We start from the raw sequence: 16,418 nt of genomic DNA on the forward strand, positions 1-16,418 counted from the left end.
ACACCGTCAAAAAACTGACATTTTTATCAAGCCATTGATATCAATACATAGTTTCGTGGTGCGCAACGGAAATGGGCGAAAAGGGGAGGAATTTTCAGACGTTTCACCACAGGCCGGATGTCTCCCCTCCATGCGTCATTGCAAATAGCGCGCCAGGAACCGCAATTTTGCCGGCGGAGCATTTGCCTTATCCTTACATACGGCTGTCAAAGCGCAGGGTCGTGCATTAGAAACGGCATATAAGACGCTTAAACCCACCCCCAATCGCCGCAGGCCTGTTTGCATGACCAGAACGTCCGTCCCTATGAAGACTGAATCGCCCGAACTTCCCGTCAGTGCCGTTCTGGGCGATATCGCCGAGGCCCTGGCCGGGGCGAAGCGCGCAGTTCTTTCAGCCCCTCCGGGCGCGGGTAAAACGACGCTGGTGCCGCTTCATCTTTTGCAGCAGGACTGGCGGGGTGACGGCAAGATCATTCTTCTCGAACCGCGCCGGCTTGCCGCCCGGGCCGCGGCCGGGCGCATGGCCGAGCTGCTTCGCGAGGAAGTCGGGCAAACCGTCGGCTACCGCATGCGGCTCGACAATCGCATTACCTCGAAAACCCGGATAGAGGTGGTGACCGAAGGCGTGTTTGCCCGCATGGTTCTGGACGATCCGGAACTTGCCGGCGTTTCGACTGTGATTTTCGACGAGTTCCATGAACGTTCGCTCGACGGCGATTTCGGACTGGCGCTTGCACTGGACGTGCAGGGTGGGTTGCGAGACGATCTGCGAATCCTCGTCATGTCCGCCACTCTCGATGTCGAACGCATCAGCGCGCTCATGGCAGATGCCCCGGTCATTCAGAGCCTTGGGCGGACGTTTCCGATCGACGTCCGCTATGAGGATCGTTGGCAGGGCGTACCGGTTGAAGAAAAAGTCACCAAGGCGATTACCGAAGCCCATGGGTCGGAAACCGGCTCCATCCTCGCTTTTCTGCCGGGACAGGCGGAAATTACCCGAACGGCCGCGCGGCTGGAGGGGCGTTTTCCCAGTGATACGGATATCATCCCCCTTTACGGAAACCTTTCGCAGAAGGAGCAGGATGCAGCGATAAAGCCGGCGCCAGCCGGACGGCGCAAGATCGTGCTGGCCACCTCGATTGCCGAAACATCCATTACGATCGATGGCGTGCGTGTGGTGATCGACAGCGGATTACAGCGACTGCCCGTCTTCGAGCCGGCAACGGGAATCACGAGGCTCGAAACGGTGCGGGTGTCGCGCGCTTCCGCCGACCAGCGGGCGGGGCGCGCCGGGCGAACGGAACCCGGTGTTGCGATCCGCCTGTGGCATCAAGGACAGACGGCGGCGCTCAATGCCTTTACGCCACCGCAAATTCTGGCGAGCGATCTCGCCGGCCTTGCGCTTGATCTCGCCCATTGGGGGGTTCAGGACCCGTCTTCTCTTGCTTTTCTTGATATGCCCCCCGAAGCCGCACTTAAAGAATCGGTGGCGCTTCTCAAAAATCTGGGCGCGCTCGACAAAGGCGGCGCACTGACGCAGCGCGGTCGTCTGATGCGCGGCCTTTCGCTGCCACCGCGACTGGCAGCCATGGTGATTGCGGCGGCAAGCGAGGGTGCGGGGAAAAAGGCGGCGATGCTCGCCGTCATGTTGACGGAACAGGGGCTCGGCGGAAACGACATCGATCTCGATGAACGGCTGCGACACTTTCTTTCCGACAGGAGCGAAAGGGCGCTGGCGGCGCGGAAGCTGGCATCGAGGCTGTTCGATGCGATCGGCGACAAAACGGCGACAGCCGAATTGCCGAGTGAGGCCGGTCCACTGCTGCTGCACGCCTATCCGGACAGGATCGCACTCCAGCGTGGCGCGCGCGGACGTTATGTAATGGCTAATGGGCGGGGTGCGGAGCTTGCCGAGACCGAGCGTCTGGCGGCGAGCAAAATGCTTGTCGTGGCCGATATTACCGGACGGGCGGCGCAACCGCGCATCCTTGCGGCGGCGGGCATAGAAAGGACCGATATAGAAGAGCGGATGCCGCACCTCATCGTTCAGCAGGACCAGCTGCTTTTCGACAAGGCGAGCGGCCAGGCGCGTGCGCGAAGGGTGACGCGGCTTGGCGCCATCATCCTCGACGAAACACCCCTGCCCCGCCCCGAGGGTGAACAGGCGGCCCAGGCGCTCGCCAATGGTATCAGGGAATTCGGCATCGACATTCTTCCGTTTTCGAAAGAGACGCTGCAGCTGCGCGACAGAATCGGCTTTCTGAACGCCAGTATCGGCGACCCCTGGCCTGATGTCAGCGACGAGGCTTTGCTTTCGCGGCTGGACAAATGGTTCGTCCCTTTTCAGAACGGCGCGCGCAGCCTGCAGGACATCCGGCCCGGCAGCCTTTCCGACGGGATTCTGTCCCTGGTGCCGCATGAGGTAGGGCGCGACCTCGGCAGGCTGGCGCCCACGCATTTCGAAGCGCCGACGGGCCAGCGCCACCCCATCCGTTACGATGCCAGCGAACCGACGCTTTCCATTCGTGTGCAGGAGCTTTTCGGGCTGAGAGCCCACCCGTCTATTGCGCAGGGGCGGTTGCCGCTGCTCCTGGAATTGACCTCGCCGGCACACAGGCCGATACAGACGACACGCGATCTTCCCGGTTTCTGGGCGGGATCCTGGAAGGACGTGCGGGCGGATATGCGCGGACGTTATCCACGCCATCCATGGCCGGAGGACCCGGCATCGGCCCTGCCGACCAGCCGCGCAAAACCGCGCGGGACGTGATGACGATAAAGAGGGTAAAGGAGACGAAAATGGCTGGCCATTCGATCGAAACCACGAGACTTGGCCGCGCCAGCCGCAGGATAAGGCTGCAGACCATTGTCTGGCTGCGCTGGCTGGCGGTTGCCGGACAGACGGCGACAATCCTGCTTGTCGCCTTCGGGCTCAATTTCCCCCTGCCGCTTCTGGCCTGCGGCCTCTTGATCGCGGCACTGGCGCTCGCCAACCTGTTTCTCACTGCCCGTTTTCCCTCCACCTATCGTCTGGAGCCCTGGGAAGCGACGTTGCTGCTGGCCTTCGACCTGCTGCAATTGACGGCGCTCATTTACATCACCGGTGGACTTTCCAATCCGTTCGCGCCGCTGATCTGCGTGCAGGTCATCATCGCGTTTGCCTCCCAGCCGCTTCGGCACTCGCTTATTCTTCTCGCCTTTGCCGTCATCTGCTCGACAGCGATCGCTTTTTCCCCCTTTCCGGTTCCCTGGTATCCGGGTGAGGTTTTGCCGATCCAGCTTCTGCTGCATGTCGGCACCTGGGTCGCGATCATCGCCACGACCTCGTTTGCGGCTTTTTACGCCTATCGCGTTTCGCATGAGGCAAATCAGCTGGCGGATGCTCTGGCTGCAACCGAACTGGTGCTGGAGCGGGAAAAACATCTTTCACAGCTGGATGGGTTGGCAGCAGCAGCAGCGCATGAGCTGGGCACGCCGCTCGCAACAATCAGCGTCGTCGCGAAGGAGATGGAGCGGGAACTTGGGCATGACGAAAAATTTGGTGAAGATATAGCGCTGCTGCGCAGCCAGAGCGAAAGATGCCGTGACATTCTGCGCCGGCTCACATCGCTTTCCACCGACAATGAAGAACATATGCGCCGCCTGCCGCTCTCTTCGCTGATCGAGGAGGTGATGGCCCCGCACCGGGAATTCGGCATCCGCCTCGAACTCGTTGAAAAGAGCAATCGCGCCGACGAGCCGGTCGGTATCCGCAATGCCGGTATCATCTACGGTCTCGGCAACCTCATTGAAAACGGCGTGGATTATGCGCGGGAAAAGGTCACCGTAACGGTGGATTACGATCAGCAGAACGTCGCCGTCATCATTGAAGACGACGGGCCGGGTTATGCCCATGACGTACTTGCCCGTATCGGCGAGCCCTATGTGACCGAACGTCACAACGACACAAGGGCGGGCGGGCTCGGGCTCGGGCTTTTCATCGCCAAGACTCTGCTGGAGCGCTCCGGCGCCGGTGTCACCTTTGAAAATCGCGGCACAAGCGAAAAGGGAGCAAGGGTCACAATCGTCTGGCCTCGAGCGCTTATGGACGATAAAAGAAACCGTTGACTTTACCATCCACGTTGAAGCGGCGATAAGAAGAAGAAAACAAAGCCGACGAAGTTGCCGGAAGGCCGCAAACATGAAGACAGAAGACCAGAACAACTCCACCAGCGCGCCAACGGACGACGGCGATCCGATCGGGCCCGACAGATCGCTGTTGATCGTCGATGATGACGGCCCGTTTTTGCGCCGGCTTGCCCGGGCAATGGAAACACGCGGCTTTGCCGTCGATACGGCCGAGACGGTGAGTGACGGTATAGCCCGTTCCAGGGCTGCGCCGCCGAAGTATGCGGTGGTCGATCTGAGGCTTGCTGATGGCAATGGTCTGGAAGTCATCGAGGCGATCAGGCAGAACCGGGACGATACGCAGATCGTCGTTCTGACCGGCTATGGCAATATTGCAACCGCTGTTACCGCCGTAAAACTGGGAGCGCTGGACTATCTGGCCAAACCCGCCGATGCGGACGATGTCTTCAATGCGCTGACGCAGCGCAAGGGTGAAAAGACCGAAGTTCCCGAAAACCCCATGTCGGCAGACCGGGTTCGGTGGGAGCATATTCAGCGTGTCTATGAAATGTGCGAGCGCAACGTTTCGGAAACGGCACGCCGGCTCAATATGCATCGGCGCACCTTGCAGCGCATTCTCGCGAAACGCGCCCCAAAGTAACGATACTTATTCGCCAAAGCTGCGCCCGGTTGTCCATTCTGCCAGCATCAACCGGGTCGCGGCGGTTCTCGAGAAATCCAGCATCACCGATTTGCGGGTCGCCGGCGGCAATTTATGTTCCGGCGCATCGCGCAGCATATGGGCACCATATCCATCCGAGAGGATCAGCCCGCATTCCTCCGGGAATATGTCGGTCGGAACCTCCGGGTGGGTGGCGAAGAACAGCCGATCGCAATGCAGGCGATATTCCGGCCATTTGCGATCGACACGGAAATCCTCGATGGAGGATTTGATTTCGATGATCCAGATTTCACCCTTGACCGACAGACTGATGAGATCGGCCCGTCGCCCGTTTGCAAGCGGCAGCTCCGGCAGCACCGAATGGCGCATTTCGTGCAGAAGCACCTGAACGCCGCGACGCACCAGCATCGCCTTGTCCGACTGGCGTCCGTCGATTAACGGATTATTGTTGGTAACGGAAAGAATAGTCATGGATAAAGGCTGCTGAAGCGTTTGGCCTATTGTTGCAAAAAGGCAATCAACCGGCAATTTTAAAGGCGCAACCGCCTCGCGGCGGCGCAACGGCTTGCCAAGAGCGGCTTAATGGAAAATAACCGATTTATCCAATTAAGCCTACTCCTTCGCACAATTTGGCGAATTTTCCGCGAGAACGACATGCGCATCCGCACTCCATTGACCTTACTCGGTCTGACGGCAGCACTGGCTCTGGCCGGCTGCGCCGAAACTACCTCCCAATCCTCCGCTCCGACCTCCGGCAAGATCGCAGCGTCTGTTCCGGTTGCTGACCCCGTTCCGGCGAAGGTCGAAACGGTCCAGATCTTCAACGATGTTTACGGTGCCGTGACCGATGCGGGCTATGCGCTGCCGGCCATTCCGATCAACCGTGTCAACGAGAAGTATCGCCGTCAGATTGTCGAATTCCAGACATCCGAACGCGCCGGCACCATCATCGTCAACACGCGCGAGCGTTACCTCTATTACATCCTCTCCGGCAACCGTGCGGTTCGTTACGGCATCGGCGTCGGCAAGGCGGGTTTCGCCTGGGCCGGTGAAGCCTATGTCGCCTGGAAGCAGGAATGGCCGATGTGGCATCCGCCGAAGGAAATGGCGGACCGTAAGCCGGAAGTGGCCAAATATGTCGAGGCCGGCATGGGACCGGGCCTTTCCAACCCGCTCGGCGCGCGCGCCATGTATCTCTTCAACGAAAAGGGACAGGACACGCTGTTCCGCATCCATGGCTCGCCCGAATGGGCCTCGATCGGCACCGCCGCCTCTTCCGGCTGCATCCGCATGATCAACCAGGACGTCATCGACCTTTACAGCCGCGTCCGCCCCGGCCGCAGCACGAAAGTCGTCGTGATCCAGTAAAGATCAGATACCGGACAAGAAAAAGCCGCCGTGGATTTCCCCCGGCGGCTTTTTTGTTTCTCAGGACTGCTGACGGTGTCAGGCCGCCTGTTTGGCCTTCAGTTCCAGACGACGACGGTGCAGAACCGGTTCGGTGTAACCATTCGGCTGTTCGCGGCCCTTCAGCACCAGTTCGACAGCCGCCTGAAATGCCACCGATCCGTCGAAATCGGATGCCATCGGCAGATAGGCCGGATCGTCGGCATTCTGCGTATCGACCACGGCGGCCATGCGCTTCATGGTCTCGACGATCTGTTCCTCTGTCACCACGCCATGGCGCAGCCAGTTCGCCATATGCTGCGCGGAGATGCGAAGCGTGGCGCGGTCCTCCATCAGCCCGATATTGTTGATATCAGGCACCTTGGAGCAGCCGACGCCCTGATCGACCCAGCGCACGACATAGCCGAGAATACCCTGCGCATTGTTGTCGAGTTCACGCTGGATTTCTTCCGGCGTCCAGTTGGGACGCGGCGCGACCGGCACGGACAGGATATCGGAAAGCTTCGCGCGGCCGCGGCTTTTAAGTCCTTCCTGCACCGAAGCGACATCGACCTTGTGATAATGCGTGGCATGCAGCGTCGCTGCGGTCGGCGACGGCACCCAGGCCGTGTTGGCGCCGGCCTTCGGATGCGCGATCTTCTGCTCCAGCATCGCCGCCATCAGATCCGGCATGGCCCACATGCCCTTGCCGATCTGCGCATGGCCGGAAAGGCCGCATTCCAGCCCGATATCAACGTTCCAGTTCTCGTAAGCGGCGATCCACGCCGCCTGCTTCATGTCGCCCTTGCGGATCATCGGACCCGCTTCCATCGAGGTGTGGATTTCGTCGCCGGTGCGGTCGAGGAAGCCCGTATTGATGAAAACGACGCGATCCTTCGCGGCGCGAATGCTTTCCTTGAGGTTGATCGTGGTACGACGCTCTTCATCCATGATACCCATTTTCATGGTGTTCGGCGCCATGCCGACAAGCTTTTCGACCCGGCTGAAGATTTCGTTGGCGAAGGCCACTTCCTCCGGCCCGTGCATCTTCGGCTTGACCACATACATCGAGCCGGCGCGGGAATTCTGACGACGCCCGGACGGACCGACATCATAAAGAGCGATCAGCGCCGTGACGACGGCATCCATGATGCCCTCCGGCACCTCGCGGCCGTCCCTGTCGAGGATTGCCGGATTGGTCATGAGATGACCGACATTGCGCACCAGCATCAGGGAACGGCCCGGCAGCGTCAGCGCCGCACCATTGGGAGCCGTGTAGTAGCGATCCGGATTGAGGCTGCGGGTGAAGGTCTTGCCGCCCTTCGAAACCTCCTCCGTCAGGTCGCCGCGCATCAGGCCAAGCCAGTTGCCGTAAACCAGCACCTTATCCTCGGCGTCGACGGCGGCAACCGAATCCTCACAATCCATGATGGTCGTCAGCGCCGATTCAAGAATGACATCGGAGATGCCCGCCTTGTCGCCCTTGCCGATTTCGGTCGAGGGATCGATGACGATTTCGGTGTGCAAACCGTTCTTGCCAAGCAGGATCGTTGCAGGCTTTGCCGCCTCGCCGCTGAAACCCTTGAACTGGGCTGCATCCGTGAGGCCAGTCTTGGCGTCGCCGGTGGCGAGCTGCAACAGGCCATCCTCGATCTTGAAACCGGTCACATCGGACCAGCTTCCCGTCTCCAGCGGCGCGGATTCATCGAGGAAGTTGCGAGCCCAGGCGATGACCTTCTCGCCGCGCCCGGGGTTATAGCCCCTGCCCTTTTCCGCACCGTCAGCATCGGAAATGGCGTCCGTGCCGTAAAGCGCGTCGTAAAGCGAACCCCAGCGGGCATTCGCGGCATTCAGTGCATAACGTGCATTCATAACCGGAACGACGAGCTGCGGACCGGCAACGGCAGCAATTTCAGGGTCGACGTTGCTGGTTTCCACCTTGAAGCCGGGGCCTTCCGGCAGCAGATAGCCGATTTCCTTCAGAAATCCCTCATAGGCAGCAAAATCTACCGGAGCGCCATTCTGCCGATACCAGCCATCCAGTTTTTCCTGCAGGGCGTCGCGCTTTGCCAGCAATTCACGGTTCTTCGGAGAAAGCTCGTGAACAATGGTCGAAAAACCTTCGAAGAACGCCTCACTGTCCAGACCTGTGCCCGGCAGGACGTCGTCAGTCAGAAAGGCATAAAGCCTGTCATCGATGGAAAGACCGAATTTATTCGTGCGGCTCACATGCGCCTCCTCTATTCTGGAGATACAGATTGGACGCGGAGACGGGCGCTCGTCAATTGCGGCAGGCAGCCAAATATTATTTCCGTTTTGGAAACAATGGAGCCGATAGTCGTCTTTTTCTACAAAAGCGCCTGCAGATCCTTGAGGCGGTCGTTCACCAGCCAGCCGTAGTAGTTTTCTTCCGGTAACAGCGGCTGTTCCCCGCCCGAGGCGCGTTGGCGGTTCTTCTGGGCAAGGGCGGCAGCACGCTGCTGCGACCCGCCGACATTATAAAGCGTGGAGGTCACACCCGGATTTTTCGAAATATCCATGTCGGCAATCGACCGGTAATCATCGATAGACTTGCGGATGGAGGCGGCCATGAAGGCGAGTGACCGGTCCGGGTCCATGATCGCCGTATAGACCGCTGTGGCATCGTTTTCATCCAGCCTCTCGTAACCGGAGGTTCTCGACACCATGTCGGACAACATCAGCGCCGTCAGCGGGTTGATCTGGCCGAGGCCAAAAGTCTGGCCGGCATAAAAGGGCTGGAAGAATACGGCGCTGAAACGGTTGTTCGGATAGGCCACGCCATCGACGGTCTTACCACGGAAACTGTCGTCCCAGACATCTTCACGGCAATTCCAGAGGCTGTAGGAATCCTTTTTCGACTGGCATTTGGCAAATTGCGAATGCGTCAGAAACTGCGCGATGGTTTCGTCCTTGTAGCCGAAACGGAAGCTGCCGCCGGCATAGGAGGCGGCCTTGACGTAATAGGACTGCAGCCGGTCATAAGCGTCGACATTATAGGTATGTTCGCCGACGATCGCGCCGATCATATGGATCGGATCGATGCCGTAGCGCCCGGCCGTCGACTTGATCTTGGCGATCAGGGCCTTGTCGGAGGACAAAAGCTCGATGACCTTCTGGTATTTGCGCTCGAAAGACGTGTTGGACGCCTTGGTTCTTTTTGCGGAAGCGCCGGGAACACCCGGCTGTTCGGCATTGCGATTGCCCGGCGGAACGACCGTCGCGGCTTCGACGTAAGAAGACGCGGTGACGGTGACCGCCAAAGCAGCGGCAAATGCCAGAAGAGTTTTGCGCACGAGCGAATGCCTTTTCTCAAGCCTGCGGTTTCCGCCAGCGAAATACGCTGGGAAAACCGGATCATTCCACTAAAGCGGTTCCAACCGGAATGCAGCCCTTCCCATAAACAAAATGCGGGCTGAATGCGAGACAAGGCGGATAAAATAAAAGAGTGCGGCAAATATGGCCGCACTCTTCTTTCTCGGATCCCCGAAGTCTTCAGAGAATATAGCGCGACAAATCCGTGTCGGCGGCGAGATCGCCCACATGTTTTTTGACATATTCCTGGTCGATCTTGATGGCGGAGCCTCCGCGATCCGGCGCGTTGAAGGAAATCTCGTCCAGAACACGCTCCATCACCGTCTGCAGACGGCGCGCACCGATGTTCTCGACCGACGAATTGAGATGAACGGCCACATCGGCCAGAGCATCGATTGCGTCATCGGTGAAATCGAGATCCAGTTCCTCCGTCGCCATCAGCGCCTTGTACTGGCGTATGAGGCTTGCTTCCGTTTCCGTCAGGATACGGCGGAAATCCTCCTTGGTCAGCGGCTTCAGCTCGACGCGGATCGGCAGGCGGCCCTGAAGTTCGGGCAGGAGGTCCGAAGGCTTCGCCACATGGAACGCGCCCGATGCGATGAACAGCACGTGGTCGGTTTTGACCGGGCCGTACTTCGTCGAAACCGTGGTGCCTTCGACAAGCGGCAGCAGGTCGCGCTGCACGCCTTCACGCGAGACGCCGGCGCCCATGCCACCGTCGCGGGCGGCGATCTTGTCGATCTCATCGAGGAAGACGATGCCGTCATTTTCGACCGACTTCACCGCCTCACGCTGGATCATTTCATTGTCGAGCAGCTTGTCGGATTCGTCGCGGATGAGATCGGCATAGGATTTGGACACTGTCGTGCGCACCTTCTTGGTGCGTCCGCCCATGGCCTTGCCGAACATTTCCGACAGGTTGAGAACGCCGATATTGGCGCCCGGCATGCCGGGAATTTCGAAACCGGGCATGCCCGAGCCGCTATCCGCCACCTCGATGTCGATTTCCTTGTCGTCCAGCTCGCCGTCACGCAGCTTCTTGCGGAAGCTTTCACGCGTGCCAGGCGATGCGGTTGCACCAACCAGCGCGTCAAGCACCCGTTCTTCGGCGCTCTGATGCGCCTTGGCCTGCACTTCGGCGCGCTTCTTTTCACGCACGAGGCCAATGCCGATTTCAACCAGATCGCGGATGATCTGTTCGACATCGCGTCCGACATAGCCGACTTCGGTGAACTTCGTGGCTTCGACCTTGATGAAGGGGGCACCAGCAAGCTTGGCGAGGCGGCGCGAAATCTCGGTCTTGCCAACACCGGTCGGTCCGATCATCAGAATATTCTTGGGCATGACTTCATCGCGCAGGCTCTCATCGAGCTGCTGGCGGCGCCAGCGATTACGCAGCGCAATCGCGACCGCACGCTTGGCCTCATGCTGGCCGATGATGAAGCGGTCGAGTTCCGAGACGATTTCCCGGGGAGAAAAAGTTGTCATTCTATCCTCTCGGCTTTCCTGCTCCGGCCGGCCATCCAGGCCCGGCCCACAGGACCCATTGGTGAGAAATTGAGCTTACTCAGCGTCGAGGGTTTCGACGACGAGGTTGTGGTTGGTATAAACGCAGATATCGGCCGCAATATCGAGCGACTGGCGCGCCACCTCTTCGGCCGACTTGTCCGTGTCCATCATGGCGCGGGCCGCCGCAAAGGCGTAGTTGCCGCCGGAACCGATGGCGATCGCGCCGTGTTCCGGTTCCAGCACATCGCCATTACCGGTGATGGCAAGCGTGGTGGTTTTATCGGCCACCAGCATCATCGCTTCAAGATTGCGCAGATATTTATCGGTGCGCCAGTCCTTCGCAAGCTCGACGGCGGCGCGCATGAGCTGGCCCGGATATTGCTCGAGCTTCTTCTCAAGACGGTCGAGCAGCGTGAAGGCATCCGCCGTCGCACCGGCAAAACCGGCAATCACTTTACCCTTGCCGATACGGCGAACCTTACGGGCATTACCCTTCATGACCGTCTGGCCAAGGCTCACCTGGCCATCGCCAGCCATGACGACCTTGCCGCCCTTTCTGACTGTAATAATTGTTGTCATCAAACACCTGTCTGCCCTGCCGGGCCTGGGGTTAACGGGCCGGATGCGGCCCTTCTCGGTTTCTATGTAAGTTTGCTTTTCACGATTGCAATCTTCGCGGCGACGCACCGTTTTCGGCGTGTCATGCAAGACGATGGAACAACTGGATATTTGTGTCCCGTGCTGATAAGGAACGGCAACATTTTCACGGAGCGGCCAAAATGGCAGAACGTAAAGGCGAGATTATCCGCAACACCAACGAAACCGCGGTTTCGGTGCGCGTGGATATCGACGGCACCGGCAAGTCGACAATTTCCACCGGCGTAGGATTTTTCGACCATATGCTGGACCAGCTGAGCCGCCATTCGCTGATAGACATGGAGATCGAGGTGAAGGGCGACCTGCATATCGATGACCATCACACCGTGGAAGATACCGGTATTGCCATCGGCCAGGCGATTGCCAAGGCGCTGGGCGACCGGCGCGGCATTACCCGCTATGCCTCGCTCGATCTTGCCATGGACGAGACGATGACCAAGGCCGCCGTCGATATTTCCGGCCGACCCTTTCTCGTCTGGAACGTCAATTTTTCCGCACCGAAGATCGGCACCTTCGATACCGAGCTGGTGCGCGAATTCTTTCAGGCGCTCGCCCAGAATGCCGGCATCACGCTGCATGTCCTGAACCATTACGGCGCCAACAATCATCATATCGCCGAAACATGCTTTAAGGCCGTTGCCCGCGTTCTTCGCACGGCAACCGAGATCGACCCCCGGCAGGCAGGCCGCGTTCCCTCGACAAAGGGCATGCTGGCCTGACGCCAAAGCTGTCAGGAAGCCCATGACAAGCTATCTCGTTCTGGAAGCCCCCAACGGGCCGGACAGGGACCACAAGACGACCCGCTTCATTGCCGACCGTTTCGTCTGGCTGGCCCTGATTGCGCCCTGGCTTTGGCTCGCCATCAACCGCCTGTGGCTGGCAACGGCGGTGGTTATCATCGCGCTCCTTCTGGCCGGACGGGTATCAATATTAGCCGGATTCGAACCGGTTGGACTTCTCTGCGGTTTCGCCATCGGGCTCATCACGGCGCTGGAGGGACGCGATTTTCTCGTCCGGCACCTGATCCGCAAAGGCTGGAAGCTAGCGTCAGTCGTTTCCGCCCCTGATCTTTCGAGCGCCGAAGACATATATTTCTCCGAAACCGCCGAAACGGCGGAACAGCTGTCCCAGCCGGTCTGGTCTCCTTCGCCGCAAAATAGAGGCGACAAAAACTTCGTCAACGATCCCGCAGGATCGTTTCTTTTCGACTTGAATGGAAGGCGCTGACATGCGTGTCGCGATCATCGACTACGGTTCGGGCAATCTGCGTTCGGCCACCAAAGCTTTCGAGCGTGCCGCCCGCGAAGCCGGCATCAATGCAACCATCGACCTGACCGACAAGCCGGATCACGTCGCCTCGGCAGACCGCATCGTCCTGCCGGGCGTTGGTGCCTATGCGGATTGCCGGGCGGGTCTCGAAGCCGTTCCCGGCATGCATGAGGCGCTTATCGAAGCCGTCGAGAAAAAAGCGCACCCCTTCCTCGGCATCTGCGTCGGCATGCAGCTAATGTCCTCGCGCGGGCTCGAAAAGACTGTCAGTACCGGACTCGGCTGGATTGAGGGTGACGTCGTGGAAATGACGCCGTCCGACCCCAGCCTCAAAATCCCGCAGATCGGCTGGAACACGCTGGAAATCCGCCACGCTCACCCGCTTTTCGACGGCATCAAGACCGGAGCGGATGGGTTGCACGCCTATTTCGTGCATTCCTATCATCTGTCGGCAAAGCACTCGACGGATGTCATCGCCACCACCAACTACGGTGGCGCGATGACGGCTTTCGTCGGTCGCGACAATATGGCGGGCGCGCAGTTCCACCCGGAAAAAAGCCAGACGCTCGGCCTTGCCCTGATTTCCAATTTCCTGCGCTGGAAGCCCTGACATGATTCTTTTTCCCGCAATCGACCTTAAAGACGGCCAGTGCGTTCGCCTGAAACTCGGCGATATGGACCAGGCCACCGTCTACAACGAGGACCCCGGCGCACAGGCGAAGGCCTTCGAGGACCAAGGCTTCGAATGGCTGCATGTGGTTGATCTCAATGGCGCGTTCGCCGGCCAGACAGTCAATGGCGAGGCGGTCGACGCCATTCTGAAAGCGACGAAAAATCCGGTGCAGCTCGGCGGTGGCATCCGCACGCTCGATCATATTGAAGCGTGGCTGAGCCGTGGGCTTGCGCGCGTCATTCTCGGCACCGTGGCGGTGCGCGATCCGGTTCTCGTTCTGGAAGCCTGCAAGCGTTTCCCCGGCCAGGTCGCCGTCGGCATCGATGCCAAGGGTGGCAAGGTTGCCGTGGAAGGCTGGGCGGAAGCGTCCGAACTCGGCGTCATCGAACTGGCCAAACGCTTTGAAGGTGCCGGCGTCGCGGCCATCATCTACACCGATATCGATCGTGACGGCATTCTGGCCGGCATCAACTGGGCCTCGACGCTGGAACTGGCGGATGCCGTCTCCATCCCGGTCATCGCCTCCGGCGGCCTTGCCTCCATCGAAGACATCAAACGCATGTTGCAGCCGGATGCCGCAAAGCTCGAGGGTGCGATTTCAGGCCGCGCGCTTTATGATGGGCGCATCGACCCTGCCGAGGCACTTGCCCTCATCAAGGCCGCGAAGGAGGTACGCGCATGACCCTCAAAGCCCGTGTTATTCCCTGCCTTGATGTCAAAGACGGCCGCGTCGTCAAGGGCGTGAACTTCGTCGACCTGATCGATGCCGGTGACCCCGTCGAAGCGGCGAAAGCCTATGACGCGGCAGGAGCGGACGAGCTCTGCTTTCTCGACATCACCGCCTCCTCGGACAATCGCGATACGATCTTCGATGTCGTCTCGCGCACCGCCGATCATTGCTTCATGCCGCTGACCGTCGGCGGCGGGGTCCGCGCCGTTGCTGACATCCGCAAGCTGCTCCTTTGCGGCGCGGACAAGGTTTCCATCAATTCTGCGGCGGTGAAGGATCCTGACTTCGTGGCGCAGGCGGCCGACAAGTTCGGCAACCAGTGCATCGTCGTTTCCATCGACGCCAAGCGCGTTTCGAAGGATGGGGAAGCTGGCCGCTGGGAAATCTTCACCCATGGCGGACGCCAGCCGACCGGTATCGACGCCGTGGAATTCGCCATCAAAATGGTCGAACGCGGCGCGGGTGAATTGCTTGTCACCTCGATGGACCGCGACGGCACCAAAAGCGGATATGATATCGGCCTGACGCGCAGCATTGCCGATCAGGTTCGCGTGCCCGTCATCGCCTCGGGCGGCGTCGGAACGCTTGATGATCTGGTGGCTGGCGTTCGCGATGGCCATGCAACTGCGGTACTTGCCGCCTCCATCTTCCATTTCGGCACCTATTCGATCGGTGAAGCCAAGAGCTACATGGCCGAGCATGGCATCGCCATGCGTCTCGACTGATTGCAGGAACTTCTCATGAGCGCATTTTCCCTTTCCGATCTGGAACGCATCGTCGCGACCCGTGCCGCTGCCTCTCCTGACGAATCCTGGACGGCCAAGCTGGTTGCTGCCGGCCAGGAACGCGCGGCGAAAAAACTCGGCGAAGAGGCGGTGGAAGCCGTCATCGCAGCCATTGCGAAAGATCGCGACGGGCTGAAGAACGAAGCCGCCGATCTGCTTTACCATCTGCTGGTGGTGCTGAAGATCGCCGACATTCCGTTGGACGAGGTTTTTGCCGAGCTGGAGCGCCGGACCGGTCAAACCGGCCTTGCGGAAAAGGCGGCGAGGCCGACATCATGAATGTCGAGGCAGGCAGCGGGGAGAGAGGCATGCCGAGCACACTCGATCATTTCCGGCCGGATGAATATTCGCCCTACCACTTCTACAGTTCGGAAGAATGGGCGAAGTTTCGCGCTGACACGCCACTGACGCTTTCCGCCGATGAGGTCAAACGCTTGCGCTCGCTGGACGACCCGATCGATCTGGACGAAGTGCGGCGCATTTACCTGTCGCTGTCGCGCCTTTTATCCTCGCATGTCGAGGCGTCACAGCTGCTGTTCGAACAGCGCAACCGCTTTCTCAATATGGCTGACGTCAACAAGACGCCCTTTGTCATCGGCATTGCCGGCTCTGTGGCGGTTGGCAAATCGACGACGGCGCGTATTCTGAAGGAGCTTCTGGCGCGCTGGCCCTCCAGCCCGAAGGTCGATCTCATCACGACAGACGGATTTCTTTATCCGAATGAGGTTCTGCGGCGCGAAAACCTGATGGAGCGCAAGGGCTTTCCCGAAAGCTACGATATCGGCGCGCTCCTGCGTTTCCTGTCGGCGATCAAGGCGGGCCAGCCCAATGTGAAAGCACCGCGCTATTCGCACCTGACCTATGACGTTCTGCCGAATGAGTTCACTGTCATCGACCAGCCGGATATTCTGATCTTCGAAGGCATCAATGTGCTGCAATCGCGCGACCTGCCGGCGGGCGGGCGGATTGTGCCGATCGTTTCCGATTTTTTCGATTTCTCGATCTATATCGACGCGGACGAGGATCTCATTCACAACTGGTATGTGAACCGGTTCATGAATCTGCGAAAAACCGCCTTCCGCGATCCCAATTCGTTCTTCAACCGTTATGCTTCCATCAGTGAAGAAGCGGCGCTGAGCATTGCCGAAGGCCTCTGGCAGAACATCAACCTGAAGAACCTGCGCCAGAACATCGTGCCGACCCGCCCGCGCGCCGACCTTATCCTACGCAAGGGCAAGAACCACCTGATCGACACGGTGGCGCTTCGCAAATTGTGAAAGATGCCGC

16 protein-coding genes are annotated in these 16,418 nt (G+C 59.5%); 11 read left to right on the plus strand and 5 right to left on the minus strand.

Features of this window, described 5'->3' with window-relative positions; translation table 11 throughout:
• Positions 1-304: 304 nt before the first annotated feature.
• The 3 genes from hrpB (at position 305) to QRN60_RS18725 (ending at position 4,768) form a co-directional block, all read left to right on the plus strand.
• Positions 305-2,770, plus strand: coding sequence for an ATP-dependent helicase HrpB (gene hrpB / locus QRN60_RS18715; RefSeq protein ID WP_423622319.1), 2,466 nt, complete (start codon positions 305-307; stop codon positions 2,768-2,770).
• A gap of 29 nt (positions 2,771-2,799) precedes the next feature.
• Entirely contained in the window at positions 2,800-4,107 is a 1,308-nt protein-coding gene (gene actS, locus QRN60_RS18720; RefSeq protein ID WP_111793374.1) for a two-component system sensor histidine kinase ActS, read from the plus strand.
• 73 nt (positions 4,108-4,180) lie between these two features.
• Positions 4,181-4,768 carry an ActR/PrrA/RegA family redox response regulator transcription factor gene (locus QRN60_RS18725; RefSeq protein WP_111792806.1) on the plus strand — a complete coding sequence of 196 codons (588 nt, stop codon included), beginning with the start codon at positions 4,181-4,183 and terminating at the stop codon, positions 4,766-4,768.
• Positions 4,769-4,774: 6 nt separating this feature from the next.
• Here QRN60_RS18725 and QRN60_RS18730 read toward each other — a convergent pair whose 3' ends face one another.
• Positions 4,775-5,260: an MmcB family DNA repair protein gene (locus tag QRN60_RS18730; protein WP_111792805.1), complete on the minus strand. Its 486-nt coding sequence runs from the start codon at positions 5,258-5,260 to the stop codon at positions 4,775-4,777.
• 183 nt (positions 5,261-5,443) lie between these two features.
• Here QRN60_RS18730 and QRN60_RS18735 point away from each other — a divergent pair, with 183 nt between their 5' ends.
• Entirely contained in the window at positions 5,444-6,157 is a 714-nt protein-coding gene (locus QRN60_RS18735) for a L,D-transpeptidase (protein ID WP_003505393.1), read from the plus strand.
• 78 nt (positions 6,158-6,235) lie between these two features.
• Here QRN60_RS18735 and QRN60_RS18740 read toward each other — a convergent pair whose 3' ends face one another.
• The 4 genes from QRN60_RS18740 to hslV all read right to left on the minus strand — a co-directional run bounded on the left by QRN60_RS18740 (position 6,236) and on the right by hslV (position 11,596).
• Positions 6,236-8,404 carry a malate synthase G gene (locus QRN60_RS18740; protein WP_165000612.1) on the minus strand — a complete coding sequence of 723 codons (2,169 nt, stop codon included), beginning with the start codon at positions 8,402-8,404 and terminating at the stop codon, positions 6,236-6,238.
• A gap of 119 nt (positions 8,405-8,523) precedes the next feature.
• Positions 8,524-9,489: a DUF1402 family protein gene (locus tag QRN60_RS18745; RefSeq protein ID WP_003505391.1), complete on the minus strand. Its 966-nt coding sequence runs from the start codon at positions 9,487-9,489 to the stop codon at positions 8,524-8,526.
• A 199-nt stretch (positions 9,490-9,688) separates the two neighbouring features.
• The gene (hslU, locus tag QRN60_RS18750; RefSeq protein ID WP_003505390.1) at positions 9,689-10,996 is read right to left on the minus strand and encodes an ATP-dependent protease ATPase subunit HslU; all 1,308 of its coding nucleotides are present in this window, start codon (positions 10,994-10,996) and stop codon (positions 9,689-9,691) included.
• A gap of 75 nt (positions 10,997-11,071) precedes the next feature.
• Positions 11,072-11,596 (minus strand): ATP-dependent protease subunit HslV, encoded by a 525-nt coding sequence (gene hslV, locus QRN60_RS18755; RefSeq protein WP_129564829.1) that lies wholly within the window; start codon positions 11,594-11,596, stop codon positions 11,072-11,074.
• Positions 11,597-11,796: 200 nt separating this feature from the next.
• On the opposite strand from hslV, the gene hisB reads away from it, so the two are divergent.
• From hisB to coaA, 7 genes are read left to right on the plus strand one after another with little or no spacing between them, the layout of a single operon-like run.
• Positions 11,797-12,393 carry an imidazoleglycerol-phosphate dehydratase HisB gene (gene hisB, locus QRN60_RS18760; RefSeq protein WP_129564828.1) on the plus strand — a complete coding sequence of 199 codons (597 nt, stop codon included), beginning with the start codon at positions 11,797-11,799 and terminating at the stop codon, positions 12,391-12,393.
• Between the two features lie 22 nt (positions 12,394-12,415).
• Positions 12,416-12,901, plus strand: a complete 486-nt coding sequence (locus QRN60_RS18765) for a DUF2628 domain-containing protein (RefSeq protein WP_112356353.1) — start codon at positions 12,416-12,418, stop codon at positions 12,899-12,901.
• Position 12,902: 1 nt separating this feature from the next.
• Positions 12,903-13,553, plus strand: a complete 651-nt coding sequence (hisH, locus tag QRN60_RS18770; RefSeq protein ID WP_003505386.1) for an imidazole glycerol phosphate synthase subunit HisH — start codon at positions 12,903-12,905, stop codon at positions 13,551-13,553.
• A gap of 1 nt (position 13,554) precedes the next feature.
• A complete protein-coding gene (gene hisA / locus QRN60_RS18775; protein ID WP_003505385.1) occupies positions 13,555-14,298 on the plus strand; it encodes a 1-(5-phosphoribosyl)-5-[(5-phosphoribosylamino)methylideneamino]imidazole-4-carboxamide isomerase in 744 nt (247 codons plus the stop codon).
• A complete protein-coding gene (hisF, locus tag QRN60_RS18780; protein ID WP_003505384.1) occupies positions 14,295-15,071 on the plus strand; it encodes an imidazole glycerol phosphate synthase subunit HisF in 777 nt (258 codons plus the stop codon). Before hisA ends, hisF begins: the two co-directional genes overlap by 4 nt.
• Before the next feature lie 15 nt (positions 15,072-15,086).
• On the plus strand, positions 15,087-15,410 hold the full coding sequence (locus tag QRN60_RS18785; RefSeq protein ID WP_003505383.1) for a phosphoribosyl-ATP diphosphatase: 324 nt from the start codon (positions 15,087-15,089) through the stop codon (positions 15,408-15,410).
• Positions 15,407-16,408, plus strand: coding sequence for a type I pantothenate kinase (coaA, locus tag QRN60_RS18790; RefSeq protein ID WP_020010676.1), 1,002 nt, complete (start codon positions 15,407-15,409; stop codon positions 16,406-16,408). Before QRN60_RS18785 ends, coaA begins: the two co-directional genes overlap by 4 nt.
• Positions 16,409-16,418 lie beyond the last annotated feature (10 nt).

Source organism: Agrobacterium sp. CFBP2214 (assembly GCF_030209895.1).
Taxonomy (GTDB): Bacteria; Pseudomonadota; Alphaproteobacteria; order Rhizobiales; family Rhizobiaceae; genus Agrobacterium; species Agrobacterium radiobacter.